Source organism: Arthrobacter sp. C9C5 (genome assembly GCF_013359735.1).
In the GTDB taxonomy this organism is placed as follows: Bacteria; Actinomycetota; Actinomycetes; order Actinomycetales; family Micrococcaceae; genus Arthrobacter.
Window position 1 is genome coordinate 7,455 of record NZ_JABFMX010000026.1, and the last position, 12,842, is coordinate 20,296.

The window sequence follows — 12,842 nt, forward strand, 5'->3', positions numbered from 1 at the left end:
GTTCAGGGTCGATGACGTGACGACCGGGTTGAGGAGAACCGGGCCTGCCATATCCGGCGCAGCGGTCGCCGCCGGCGCTCCCGTCAACGCGGCAAGCAACGCGAGGGTTAGGCCCACGCCCGTCAAGGAAAGTCGTGATTTAAGACGTGAATTCGGAATGCTCAACGGGCCCCCAAGCTGGAACGATCGATTCGACCGGAATGTGCGGCCGCAGACGCGGCCTCCGTGATTGTACAGATCCCCGCCATTACGCACCGCGCAGTGCGCTTAAGCGACAGGCCGTGTTGTGCGCCGGGGCCCGTTGACCTTCGCTTAGTGTCTTACCCCGTGCCGCTCGGCTGCCACGGCCAGGTCTGCGGATGTGGCGGTGTTGAATCGCTGATCAGGTGATCCGCCCATGCTGGTGCCTGGGAGGGGGTCCGTGCCGGACGGACCGGAGGGCCCCGACGTCGAGGAACTCACCCGGGCCTTCGAGGAAACCGGCGCCATCACCACGGACGCGGCGCCGGTCGCGGCCCGTGACCAGTCAGGGCACGTCGTGGACGTTCGGACCAAGAGCCTGTCGCCGGCGCTCCGCGTCGCGGCTGTCATCGCGGGGACCTGCCCCGAGCGGATTCTCTCGGACAGGTTCGCGGAATCGATGTACGTCAGCGGCCTCCTTCAGGCGGCTGCGGTCGACGTCGTCACCCAGCCGGGGTGGCATGCGCACCTGCGGTCCCTTAGGAACCAGCTGAAAGCCCGGCGTGACCTGCTGGTGGACAGCCTCCGCGAGCATGCCCCGGCCGCGGCGTGGTGATCGCGGACGGCGCCGGGTGGTTTCCGGCGGAGGCCTCCGGGCCGTTCCTGCGGCTCAACTACGCCGGCCCGAACCCCAGTGCGTTCCCCCAGACGGCCCGCGTCTTGGGAGAGGCCCTGGAACGAAACGGTGGATAGCTGGCCGCCTGCCAACCGGGGGCGGACTTACCACCTGCCACCGTGCCGTATTTCAGATCGGTAACGCTAGCTCCTATGCTTAGCTGGAGCCTTTGTAAGGATTTGGGGGCGAGTAGTCGTGAGGAAACTGGTAAATGAGTAGTGTTCTGACAATCCGCGGAGGCGTCCCGCTGACCGGCCGCGTCACCGTTCGGGGGGCCAAGAATCTTGTTCCCAAGGCGATGGTTGCTGCCCTGCTGGGTAATGAGCCGTCCGTGTTGCGCAACGTCCCCGAAATCAAGGACGTTGAGGTTGTCACCAGCCTGCTCCAGCTCCACGGCGTCACGGTGGACAAGGACCCGGTTACCGGGGACCTGACGCTGGACCCGACCAACGCCAAGACGGCCTCGCACACGGCCATCGACGCGCACGCCGGCGACTCGCGCATCCCGATCCTGCTCTGCGGACCCCTGATCCACGCCATCGGCGAGGCCTTCATCCCGGACCTCGGCGGCTGCAAGATCGGCGACCGCCCCATCGACTACCACCTCAACGTGCTGCGCCAGTTCGGCGCCGTCGTGGAGAAGCGCCCGGGCGGCATCCACATCTCCGCGCCGAACGGCCTCAAGGGCGCCAAGATCGCGCTGCCTTATCCGTCGGTTGGCGCCACCGAACAGGTCCTGCTCAGCGCCACCCGCGCCGAGGGCATCACCGAACTGTCCGGCGCGGCCACCGAACCGGAAATTGTCGACCTGATCGCCGTGCTGCAGAAGATGGGCGCGATCATCAGCGTCCAGACCGACCGCACCATCCGGATCGAGGGGGTGCAGGACCTGGGCGGCTACAACCACCGGGCCCTCTCCGACCGCAACGAATCCGCGTCCTGGGCCTCCGCCGCCCTGGTGACCCGCGGCGACATCTTCGTCGAAGGCGCCACCCAGCGCGACATGATGACCTTCCTGAACACCTACCGCAAGGTGGGCGGCGGCATGGACATCGGCGAGGACGGCATCCGCTTCTACCACCCCGGCGGAAAGCTCAACCCGCTGGTGCTGGAAACCGATGTGCACCCCGGCTTCATGACCGACTGGCAGCAGCCGCTGGTGGTGGCCCTGACCCAGGCCGAGGGCGTCTCGATTGTGCACGAGACCGTGTACGAAAACCGCTTCGGCTTCACCGACGCCCTGATCCGGATGGGCGCCAGCATCCAGGTCCACCGCGAATGCCTCGGCAGCGTCCCGTGCCGGTTCGGCCAGCGCAACTTCCTGCACTCCGCCGTCATCTCCGGCCCCACGCAGCTCAAGGGCGCCGACATCGACGTGCCTGATCTGCGTGGCGGCTTCAGCCACCTGATCGCTGCCCTGGCCGCCACCGGCACTTCCCGGGTCACCGGCATCGACATCATCAACCGCGGCTACGAGCGTTTCACCGAGAAGCTCGCCGGCCTGGGCGCCGACTTCGACATCACGTCTGCCCGGTAGCGGGGACCCCGTGAAGGAAACGGCCAAGAGCCACATCACCTTTGTCATCGTGGCCGGCATCGTCCGGCCCGTCATGAACCTGCTGATGAACAAGAAGTGGGAGGGGCTGGAGAAACTTCCCGCCGGCGGCTTCATCGCCGTGCCCAACCACTGCACCGAGATCGATCCGCTGGTGATCGGGCACATGCTCTTCAACCAGAACCGGATGCCGCACTTCCTGGCCAAGGGCAGCCTGTTCAAGGTTCCGGTACTGGGTTCGGTGCTGCGCAACACCAAGCAGGTGCCGGTGGAGCGCTCGACGGCGGGTGCCAACCGCTCGCTGCAGGTCGCCAAGGAAGTCGTGGACGAGGGCGGCGCCATCATCATCTACCCCGAGGGCACGCTGACGCGCGATCCGGAACTGTGGCCGATGAAGGGCCATACCGGAGCGGCCCGGATGGCGCTGGAAAGCGGCATCCCGGTGGTCCCGATGGCGCATTGGGGAGCGCATGAGGTCTTTCCGCGCTACGCCAAGCGCTTCCACATCTTTCCCAGGAAGACCTCGCGCGTGCTGGTGGGCGACCCGGTGGACCTGAGTGCCTTCGCCGGACGGCCCCTGGACAAGGCGACGCTGACCGAAGCGACCAACGTGATCATGGACGCCATCACCGAATTGCTGGCAACCCTGCGCGGCGGACAGCCGCCGCTGGTGCGCTGGGACCCCTCGGCGCACAACCAGTCCACCCACGGGCGCTTCATCGAACGCGGCGGGAAGCCCGGCGGCGCAGCCCCGGACACCACCCCGGGCAGCGGCACCGCCACGGATGGTGCCAAGTGACGGCGGAGCCGTCCGCCGCGGAAGCCACCGACTCGGCCACGAGCGTTGCCGTGCTTGGCGCCGGATCCTGGGGGACCACCTTCGCGAAGGTCCTCGCCGACGCGGCCACCGCCTCCGGCGTCGAGCGCAGCATCCGCCTCTGGGGCCGCCGCGCCGCCGTCGTGGACCAGATCAACGGCGAACACCGCAACGAGCAGTACCTCAAGGGCATCGCCCTGCCCGCCAGCATCACCGCCTCCACCGACGTGGCCGAGGTCCTCGACGGCGCCGACCTCGTGGTCCTGGCCGTCCCCGCCCAGACGCTACGGCTCCAGCTGCGCGAATGGAAGGACCTGATCGGACCCGGCGTGCTGGTGGTTTCCCTGATGAAGGGCCTGGAACTGCACTCGGATGCCCGGATGAGCGAGGTGATCTGCGAGGAGCTGGACATCCCCGCCGAGCGCGTCGCCGTCGTTTCCGGTCCCAACCTGGCCATGGAGATTGCCCGTGAGGAGCCGACGGCGTCTGTCGTGGCCTGCTCGGACGCTGCGGCGGCGGGCTGGATGGCCCGCAGCTGCACGGCACCCTACTTCCGCCCGTATACGACGGCGGACGTGGTGGGCGTCGAAATCGGCGGCATCGTCAAGAACATCATTGCCTTGGCCGTCGGCATCTGCGAAGGCAAGCAAATGGGCGACAACACCAAGGCTTCCGTGATCACCCGGGGCCTCGCCGAGACGTCCCGGCTGACGCTGGCCCTCGGCGGCGAAGCCCGGACCATGGCGGGCCTTGCCGGCCTGGGCGACCTCGTCGCCACCTGTTCCTCCGCGCTGTCGCGGAACCACACAGCCGGACGGCTGCTGGGCACCGGCCTGAGCCTGGAGCAGGTCACGGCCGAAATGACGCAGACCGCCGAAGGCATTAAGTCGGCGCAGGCCGTGCACGAACTGGCCGGCAAGCTGGGCGTCGAGATGCCCATCACCGCCGCCGTCGTCGCGGTGCTGGCCGGAAAACTGTCCGTAGACGAACTGGGACCGCGGCTGCTGTCCCGGGACCTGAAATCCGAAGGCGACTACTAAGAGTGTCAGAGATCAACGAAGCAACAGAATCCCGGTCCGGCCGGTCCAGGCCCCGGGTGGCGGTGCTGTTCGGCGGCCGCTCCAGCGAGCATGCGGTCAGCTGCGTCACGGCGGCCGGTGTCCTCGGCGCCATTGACCAGACCAAATACGAGGTGATCCCGATCGGGATTGCCAAGACCGGCCAGTGGGTACTGGCCTCGGGAGACACCAAGGATTGGTCGCTCTCCGCCTCCTCGCTGCCGGAAGTGGCGCCGTCGGATCAGACCGTGACGCTGGCCGAGATCAGCGGGGAGCACCAGCTGATTGTGGCATCCCCGAACCAGGTCCCGCAGGAGCTGGGCTCGGTGGACGTGGTCTTTCCGCTGCTGCACGGGCCATTCGGCGAGGATGGCACCATCCAGGGTCTCCTGGAGCTCTCCGACACCCGTTACGTGGGCGCAGGCGTGCTGGCGTCGGCCGTTGGGATGGACAAGCACTACATGAAGGTGGTTTTCGAATCCGCCGGCCTGCGTGTGGGTCCCTACATCACGGTGACGGACCGGCAGTGGCTCACCGACCCTGAGCTGGTGCGCAAGCGCGTGGACCAGCTCGGCTTCCCGGTCTTCGTCAAGCCCGCGCGGGCCGGCTCCTCGATGGGCATCTCCAAGGTGGATTCGCTCGAGCAACTGGACGCCGCGATCGAGGCTGCCCGGGAACACGATCCCAAGCTGGTGATCGAGGCCGGCATCGTCGGCCGCGAGATCGAATGCGCCGTGCTGGAAGGTCGCGGGACCGATGCGCCCCGCACATCCATGCCGGGCGAAATTTCGGTTGCCGGCGGCGGCCACGACTTCTACGACTTCAACGCCAAGTACGTGGAGGACGACGCCGCCGCGCTCAGCTGCCCGGCCGACCTCCCCGACGAGGCCATCGCCCGGGTCCGCGAGCTCGCGGCGGTCGCTTTCGACGCCGTCGGCGCCGAAGGCCTGAGCCGGGTGGACTTCTTCTACACGCCCGAGGGCGAACTGATCATCAACGAGATCAACACCATGCCCGGCTTCACGCCGAAGAGCATGTACCCGCAGATGTGGAAGGCCTCGGGGCTGGGCTACGCGGAGCTGATCGACGAGCTGATCTATCTGGCCCTGCACCGCAAGACCGGTCTGCGCTAGTCCCCACCGGCACCCTCACCTCGCTCCGCTTCGGCCAGGGAACCCTGCCGGCGTGGGCCCACCCACCGGCACCCTCACCTCGCTCCGCTTCGGCCAGGGAACCCTGCCGGCGTGGGCCCACCCACCGGGGTCGCTACTTGCCGGTCGGCAGGTTCTGCAGGTCCTCCTGGCCCACGCATTTCCGGTCTGCCTTGATCTTCGCGGCCGGGGCGGCGAGCTCTGCCAGCACGGTGGCCGAGCTGATCTTGTTGGGGTCCATCAGGATTTCCGTGGCGGGCTCGCGCCCGAAAGTGGTCAGCGTCCACACCGGGTTGCCTTCCTTGATCACCCAGTCGACGCCGTTGACGCTGACGCAGCGGTCCGTGGTGGGGCCGGGGACGTTGACGCCGCAGCGCAGGACCACGAGGGACGGGTCGCCCCACGCCGCCGTCGCCTGGCTGTTGGTCTTGCGCAGTTTCGCATCGCCAAGGCTGTCTGGCAGCGCCAGCATCATGGGTGCGCAGGCGGCGTTCGCCGCATCCTTGGCCGGGGCGACGTCGACGACGGGGGAGCAGGCAGTGAGCACCAGCCCGGCTGCGGCGGCGGTTGCGAGAAGGCGAAGCGGACGTGCGGACGCCGGGAAGCGGGTCTGAGGCATAGTTCAAGCCTATCCCGGCGCCCAACACCGCTTCGAACCGGAACGAGCCAGCCGTCCGTGGCACAATAGGCCGAGCTGTTTCTGTCCAGCGTTACAAGAAGTCGTTACAAGAGTAGGGAACTCACTGATGCCCGTTGACACCGCAGACCAGGCTCCCTATGAGGACGCCCAGCGGTCCCGGACGAAAAGGAAGAAGACCGCACGCAACGTCCTTCTCGGCGTCGTCGCGTTCTTTCTTGTCGTAGCCGTCGGTGCGGGGATTTTCGCCTTCAACCTGGCGAACAGCTTCAACTCGAAGTCCCAGAAGATCGAGCAGGCCTTTCCGGCGGAATCTGCGCGCCCGGCCGAAACGAAAACCGATGCCGTAAACCTGTTGCTGCTCGGAAGTGACAGCCGTGCCGCGGCGCTGGGTGACGCGGAGGCCGGCGGCGCGTCGGACCAGCGGTCGGACACCATGATGTGGGTGCATATCCCCGCGGACCGCAAGAACATCTACATGATGTCCGTCATGCGTGACACTTGGGTGCAAATTCCCGGGCATGGCGAGGCCAAGATGAACGCTGCCATGGCACTGGGCGGCATTCCGTTGGTCGTCCAGACTTTGGAAGGTATGTTCGATACCCGACTCGACCATGTAGCCGTGGTCGACTTTGAAGGATTCAAGGCAATGACCGACGCCCTGGGCGGCGTCAACGTCAACGTGCCAACGGCTTTCAATACCAAGCAGTTCTCGTTCACCGCGGGAAAGCAGCAGCTCAGCGGTGAACAGGCCTTGGCATTCGTTCGTGAGCGCAAAGCGTTCAGCGACGGCGACTATCAGCGGGTAAAGAATCAGCAACTATTCTTGAAGGCCCTCATGTCCAAGTTCCTCACGGCGGAGACGCTGACCAATCCGGTCAGGATCAGCAGCCTGGTGGATACCGTCTCGCCGTACGTCAGCGTGGACAAGTCCCTCGACGCGGCTGCGGTAGCCTCCCTGGCGGTAGGGCTGCGCGATGTCCGGACGGCAGACGTGGTCAGCTTTACGCTGCCTACCTCGGGAATCGGAACCTCGGCGGACGGTCAATCCATTGTCCTGCGCGACGACGACGCCATCGCAAAGGTTGCTGGAGCGCTGCGCGGGGACACCTTGGCGGAGTTCGTCGCGTCCATTGGTTCCGGCTCATAAGACCGTGGCAATATTCGGTGAAGTGTCTGTGAACCGGTAGGATGCTCTCGGTGCCGTCTCAATATTGCGGCCCCGACGTAAAGTGCGACGAAGAACCTTACGACGTACCGAACAGGATTTTTTGCTTGGGGGAACATTGAACTCATCTCGCTGCGGTGGTCGCCGGACCGCCCTCAGGACCACGACGGCGGCGCTCGGCGCAGCCGCCACCCTCGCCCTCAGCCTTGGTGCGGCCCCCGCGTTCGCAGACGATGCCTCAACGCCGGCCCCTGATCCCATCGTGATCGTGGAACCAGCACCTTCCGATCCCGCTCCGGCGCCGGTTGAGCCGGCTCCTGCTCCCGCGCCGACCACGCCCGCAGCTCCGGCTCCGGCGCCCGCCCCGGCGCCTGCGCCGTCGTCGCCGGCGCCCGCCCCGGTGGTGCCGGTAGTTCCGCCTGCCGGATCCGCCCCTGCAGCACCGATTTACTTGCCACCGGTACCGGCGGTTCAGCCGCCCGTTCCGGCGGCTCCGGTTGTTCCCCCAGCGGAGCCCGCACCGACCGTCGAGGAAAGCACGCCAACGCCGACGGCGACTCCCTCGGCTAAAGCCTCGGCCACGCCAGCGTCGGCTGCCCCTTCGAAGACTTCCGCGCCGCAGCCGGCCAAGGAAGACCCGGTGATCCAATCCTCCCCGGTCGTCCAGGCTGCGGTGACCGCCGCGGCGGGGAGCCCCTTCGGCGTCCAAGTAGCTACCGTCCTGGTCCTGCTGGCGGCGGGCTTTGCCTACTTCCGGGCCCTGGGTACCAAAGGCCGCGTGACCTCCAAGGGCGGTCGCTAGCGTGGCCAGCGGAGTCCGCCCAAATGCTTCCAAATTTCCGGAGGCAGAAGGTCGCCCCGTAAAGGTCAGCCTGCTGGTCCATTCCTACTGGCCGGAGAGCAGCCCGCCGCAGCGCCGCTGGACGGCCCTGCTGAAGGAATTCTGCGCCTCCGGCTGGGACATTGAGGTCATCACGCCGGTGGCCCACGGCCCGGCCGGCCGTCGCGAGCTCGCCCCCGAGGTGGCGGGACGCGCGTTCCGGCGCCAGAAGGGCCAGTTCACCGAGCTGATCCGTCGGGTCCCGTACCTGCCGCACGGGAACTCGCAGCTGACGCGCTTCATCGATCACTGTTTCTCCGCCGCCATGTCCGTTCCGGCCGGGCTGTTCAGCCGCCGGTCCGACGTCGTCATTGCCACCGCGCCGAGCCTGCCGATTCTTGCCGCCGGTTATCTGCTGGCAAGGCTCCGCCGGGTTCCCCTGATCGTGGAGATGCGGGACGCCTGGCCGGACCTGGCCCGCGACTCGCGCATGGTGAAGGGCCGCGTCAAGAGCGTGGTTGAGGTGGCCGTCGATTTCATCCAGCATCGAGCCGACCTGGTAGTTACCGTGACCGAAGGATTCGCCGAGACCCTGCGCGGACGCGGCATTAAGAACGTCGCAACTGTCAGCAACGGGTTGCATGTGGACACCATCCCGGTGCTGTCCCCGCCGGAGCCGGAACGCGAGACCTTTGAGGCGCTTTACCTCGGCAACCACGGTGCCAGCCAGCGCCTGGAAGTCATTATCCGCGCCAGTGCGCTGGTGGGTGACAGCATGCACCTGCATTTGGTGGGGGACGGCACGCGGAAGCCGGCACTGCAAAAGCTGGCGCGGGAGCTCAACGCCCCGGTGACCTTCCACCCGTCCCTGCATGGTCCGGATGTGCTGGAGCGCTACGCCTCTGCCGATACCTGCATCGTCTCGTTGAGGGACGACTGGAAGTCGTTCGAGACGACCGTCCCGTCCAAGACTTACGAGGTCTTGTCCCTGGGCCGCCACGTCACGGCAATCGTCATTGGCGAAGCCGCCCGCATCATCACGGATGCCCAGGCCGGCGACATCGTGCCCAGCGGTGCGGAGGCTGTGGCGGAACTGTGGCGCGAGCTAGCCGCCGACCGCTCCCGCTTGGTGCGGGACGAGACCAGCCGGCAGTGGGTCAAGGAACACGCCGACTATTCCCTGCTGGCGGAGCAGTACATGGAGCTGATCGCAAAACTGCTCAACCGGGAGCCGGTCGCTTCCCGATGACCCAGCTCTTCCGCAATATCCGGCTGGCCGCGGGGGTGGCTGGCACCCATCTGAGCGACGATCCGTTCTTGCTGCTCCTGCAGCTCAGCCGCCGGCTTCCAGCCCGGCTGGTAGGGCCCCTCGCAGCGGGAGTCACGCGCCTGGCCCCGGGGGACTCGGCTGCAATTGCCGTTTTGCTCGCTTCGCTGGTACAAGGCGACGCCGCCGAGGTTGAGCGACGGCTCCTGCTCGCCTCCGCCGCCGCGGGGGAGCCCGCCCGGCGCCTCGCCGACGTGGCACTCGCCGCCCAGCTGCCTGACTTGGCCGATGACTTTCTCGGCCGCGCGGAAGGCGCGCCGGGACTGGAAGGTGCCCGCGCCCGCCGATTCTGGTACGACGGCGCCGTCAGCGACGCCGTCGCGGTCCTGGCGCGTGATGGCCGCGCGCGACGTGGCCAGCGAGCCCGGCTGGCCGCTGAACTGAGCGTCCTCAACGGCGCGGCACCGGTACTGGACCGCGTGGACTACACCGCCGTCCCGGGGCGCGTGCTGCATCTGCTCACCAACTCGCTGCCGCATACCTCCAGCGGCTATGCGCAGCGTTCCCACTCCATCCTCGCCGCGCAACAGGCTGCCGGCTGGGACGTCCAGGCGGTGACCAGGTTGGGCTATCCCGTCCAAGTGGGCAAGATCCTCGCCAAGCCACTCGACGTGGTGGACGGCGTCCGCTACCGGCGGCTCCTCCCGGCGCAGCTGGCTGCAACCATGGATGCACGGCTGCAGCAACAGGCCGCGGAACTGCTGGACGTCGTGTTGGAGTTCCGGCCCAGCATGTTGCACACCACGACCCACTTCGTGAACGCCCTGGTGGTCCGTGCCGTGGCCCAGGCCGTGGGCATTCCGTGGGTGTACGAGGTGCGTGGGCAACTGGCCGACACCTGGGCCTCGACGCGGGGACCGGCGGCCAAGCAAAGCGAACGCTACCGACTGTTCCAGCAACGCGAGGCTGAGGTCATGCGGAATGCCGACTTGGTAGTGACACTGGGCGGTGCCATGAAGGCCAACATCGTCGCAGCCGGCATTCCGGGAGGCAAAGTCCTTATTGCCCCGAACGCCGTGGGTGGCGATTTTCTTGCCGAACCCCTGGACACCGCCTCCGCACGCCGTGCGCTTGGCCTTAACGAAGCCGGCCAGTACATCGGGACTGTGAGCAGTTTGGTAGCCTATGAAGGCCTCGATTGCTTGATCGAGGCATTTGTACTGCTCGCCCCGCGCCTGCCGGACTTGAAGCTGCTGATTGTGGGAGACGGCGTCTCCCGCCCCGCGCTTGAGGTTCAAGCCCGCCAGTCAGGCTATGGCGACCGCATCATTTTCACCGGGCGGGTACCGCGCGATCAGGCGGTGCGCTACCACCAGGCTTTGGATGTCTTTGTGGTGCCACGCAAGGACCTCGCAGTGACCCAGTCCGTGACGCCCCTCAAACCAGTGGAAGCATTGGCTTGTGCCCGCCCGGTGGTGGCGAGCAAGCTGCCGGCCCTGGCGGAAATCGTCGAGGACGGGGTGACCGGACGCTTGGCCACAGCTGACGATCCGGTGGCGTTGTCTGAGGCGGTGAGGGAATTGCTGTCGAACCCTGAGCTTGCGGAGCGAATGGGCGCGGCGGGCCGGTCCCGGGTATTGAGGGAAAGAACATGGGCTGCCAACGTGGCGGCCTTGGCAGCAGAGCTGGGAAAGCTGGGAGTGACCATCTGATGAGCATCAAGGAACAGGCTGAGGCTCCCACCGTCTCCGTGCCCGTGAACCTCGCCCGGCTGAGCAAGGTGGGTCAGCGGCCCGATTTGCTGGATTACTTGGTGCAGCTCTGGGACCGGCGGAGTTTTATTTACTTCGATGCCCGGTCACGCGTTGCCAGCGGTCACGACAAGACGAACCTGGGAATCGCTTGGTTGGTCCTCACCCCGTTGCTGAACGGCTTGAGTTTCTACCTGATCTTCGGCCTCTTACTGGGCACAAGCAAGGGCATCGACAATTTCATCGGCTACCTGCTGATTGGTACTTTCACCTTCCAAATGAGCACCCGTTCCATCACCGGAGGGGCGAAGTCGCTGACCAGCAACACGTCCATGATCCGAGCCTTCCAGTTTCCGCGGGCGGCACTGCCGCTCGCGGTTAATGTCCGGGAACTGTTGTCCAACATCCCGGTGACCATCGTGATGCTGCTCTTCATCATCTTCACGGCCCCGGCCGAGGTAATCTCCTGGCGCTGGCTGCTGATCTTCCCTGCGATTGCTCTGCAGTTCTTTTTCAATCTGGGGATCGGGATGCTGCTGGCTCCACTCCTCTTGCGGGTCCCAGACCTCGGGATGTTGCTCTCCTTTGTGATGCGCCTGTGGATGTACGCCTCTGCGGTCTTCTTCGCAGAGGACCGCTTCGACAATCACCCGGTCCTCCGCACCATCATGGATTACAACCCCGTATACCTGGTCATCAAGATCATCCGTGACTCGGTGCTGTACGACACCACTCCTTCCTGGCGCACGTGGGCTGTGTTGTCCATCTGGGCACTGGCGTCGGTGGCTGTGGGGCTCATAGTTTTCTGGCGCGGAGAGGAGCGATATGGACGTGTCTGAGGTTTCGGAGGTATCCGGAAAGCCGCTGACGGATCCCACCGTGGTGGTGGACGAAATATCGGTCGTTTACCGGACCAAAAATCAGTCAGGAGGAAGGACAAATGCTCCGACGTCCGGACTGAAGGCATGGCGGGCCTCCCGCCGCGGCGATGCCCAGGTGCGGACGACGGCGCTGAGCAAAGTGTCCTTCGTGGCCCATCAAGGGGACTCCATTGGCGTTATCGGCCGCAATGGCTCCGGCAAGAGCACCCTGATGAAGGTGCTGGCGGGCCTGATAATTCCGGACGAGGGTACGGTCTATGCCGCCAGCAATCCGGTTCTGCTCGGTGTCAACGCGGCCCTGATCACTTCCATGTCTGGCGCACAGAACATCCGCTTGGGTTGTTTGGCGATGGGGATGAGCCACGCTGAAGTTGATGCGAAGTTCGATGACATCGTCGAAATGTCCGGCTTGGAACACGAGATCTACCACCCGATGAAGTCGTATTCCTCTGGCATGGGCGCCCGTCTCCGCTTTGCGATCGCCGCTGCCGTGGACCCGGAGATCCTCCTCGTGGACGAAGCGCTCAATACCGGTGACGCGCAGTTCAAGGACCGCTCCAAAAAGCGGATGGAGCAAGTGACTAACCAGGCGGGAACCGTGTTTGTGGTCAGCCACAGCCTGGGGACGATTACCGACATGTGCAACCGCGCCATCTGGATCGACAAGGGCGACTTCATTATGGATGGAACCCCCGAAGATGTGGCCAAGGAATATAAGAACTTCATCTGGCGCATCAACGAGGGCAATGCCGACTATGGCCGAAAGATCCGCGCCGAGCTGATGGCGAGCTTGCCGGAAATGCGCACCACGCTGCTGCCCAACGGCTGGAAGCGGTCCCGCTAAGCCATGGGATTTCGAGACAAAACTGCCTACTGGCGCC

Annotated in this window: 11 protein-coding genes and 1 pseudogene; 11 read left to right on the top strand and 1 reads right to left on the bottom strand. The window is 65.9% G+C overall.

Annotation, left to right across the window (positions count from 1 at the left end):
- Positions 1 to 421: 421 nt before the first annotated feature.
- The 5 genes and pseudogenes from HNO80_RS16590 to HNO80_RS16610 all read left to right on the top strand — a co-directional run.
- Positions 422 to 933, top strand: a pseudogene (locus tag HNO80_RS16590) (aminotransferase class I/II-fold pyridoxal phosphate-dependent enzyme); the annotation flags it as partial.
- A 134-nt stretch (positions 934 to 1,067) separates the two neighbouring features.
- Positions 1,068 to 2,393 carry a UDP-N-acetylglucosamine 1-carboxyvinyltransferase gene (gene murA / locus HNO80_RS16595; RefSeq protein WP_175323955.1) on the top strand — a complete coding sequence of 442 codons (1,326 nt, stop codon included), beginning with the start codon at positions 1,068 to 1,070 and terminating at the stop codon, positions 2,391 to 2,393.
- Between the two features lie 10 nt (positions 2,394 to 2,403).
- Entirely contained in the window at positions 2,404 to 3,210 is an 807-nt protein-coding gene (locus HNO80_RS16600; RefSeq protein ID WP_175323956.1) for a lysophospholipid acyltransferase family protein, read from the top strand.
- A complete protein-coding gene (locus tag HNO80_RS16605) occupies positions 3,207 to 4,268 on the top strand; it encodes an NAD(P)H-dependent glycerol-3-phosphate dehydrogenase (protein WP_175323957.1) in 1,062 nt (353 codons plus the stop codon). Before HNO80_RS16600 ends, HNO80_RS16605 begins: the two co-directional genes overlap by 4 nt.
- A gap of 2 nt (positions 4,269 to 4,270) precedes the next feature.
- Positions 4,271 to 5,419, top strand: coding sequence for a D-alanine--D-alanine ligase family protein (locus HNO80_RS16610; RefSeq protein ID WP_175323958.1), 1,149 nt, complete (start codon positions 4,271 to 4,273; stop codon positions 5,417 to 5,419).
- 133 nt (positions 5,420 to 5,552) lie between these two features.
- Here HNO80_RS16610 and HNO80_RS16615 read toward each other — a convergent pair whose 3' ends face one another.
- Positions 5,553 to 6,056, bottom strand: coding sequence for a DUF3515 family protein (locus tag HNO80_RS16615; protein ID WP_175323959.1), 504 nt, complete (start codon positions 6,054 to 6,056; stop codon positions 5,553 to 5,555).
- Positions 6,057 to 6,183: 127 nt separating this feature from the next.
- On the opposite strand from HNO80_RS16615, the gene HNO80_RS16620 reads away from it, so the two are divergent.
- The 6 genes from HNO80_RS16620 (at position 6,184) to HNO80_RS16645 (ending at position 12,805) form a co-directional block, all read left to right on the top strand.
- Entirely contained in the window at positions 6,184 to 7,224 is a 1,041-nt protein-coding gene (locus tag HNO80_RS16620; RefSeq protein WP_175323960.1) for an LCP family protein, read from the top strand.
- A gap of 658 nt (positions 7,225 to 7,882) precedes the next feature.
- A complete protein-coding gene (locus HNO80_RS16625; RefSeq protein WP_175323961.1) occupies positions 7,883 to 8,044 on the top strand; it encodes a hypothetical protein in 162 nt (53 codons plus the stop codon).
- A gap of 1 nt (position 8,045) precedes the next feature.
- Positions 8,046 to 9,311 (top strand): glycosyltransferase family 4 protein, encoded by a 1,266-nt coding sequence (locus tag HNO80_RS16630; RefSeq protein WP_175323962.1) that lies wholly within the window; start codon positions 8,046 to 8,048, stop codon positions 9,309 to 9,311.
- The gene (locus HNO80_RS16635) at positions 9,308 to 11,041 is read left to right on the top strand and encodes a glycosyltransferase family 4 protein (protein ID WP_175323963.1); all 1,734 of its coding nucleotides are present in this window, start codon (positions 9,308 to 9,310) and stop codon (positions 11,039 to 11,041) included. Before HNO80_RS16630 ends, HNO80_RS16635 begins: the two co-directional genes overlap by 4 nt.
- A complete protein-coding gene (locus tag HNO80_RS16640; protein ID WP_175323964.1) occupies positions 11,041 to 11,919 on the top strand; it encodes an ABC transporter permease in 879 nt (292 codons plus the stop codon). The genes HNO80_RS16635 and HNO80_RS16640 overlap by 1 nt, the downstream gene beginning before the upstream one ends.
- A complete protein-coding gene (locus HNO80_RS16645) occupies positions 11,906 to 12,805 on the top strand; it encodes an ABC transporter ATP-binding protein (protein WP_175323965.1) in 900 nt (299 codons plus the stop codon). Before HNO80_RS16640 ends, HNO80_RS16645 begins: the two co-directional genes overlap by 14 nt.
- Positions 12,806 to 12,842: the final 37 nt, after the last annotated feature.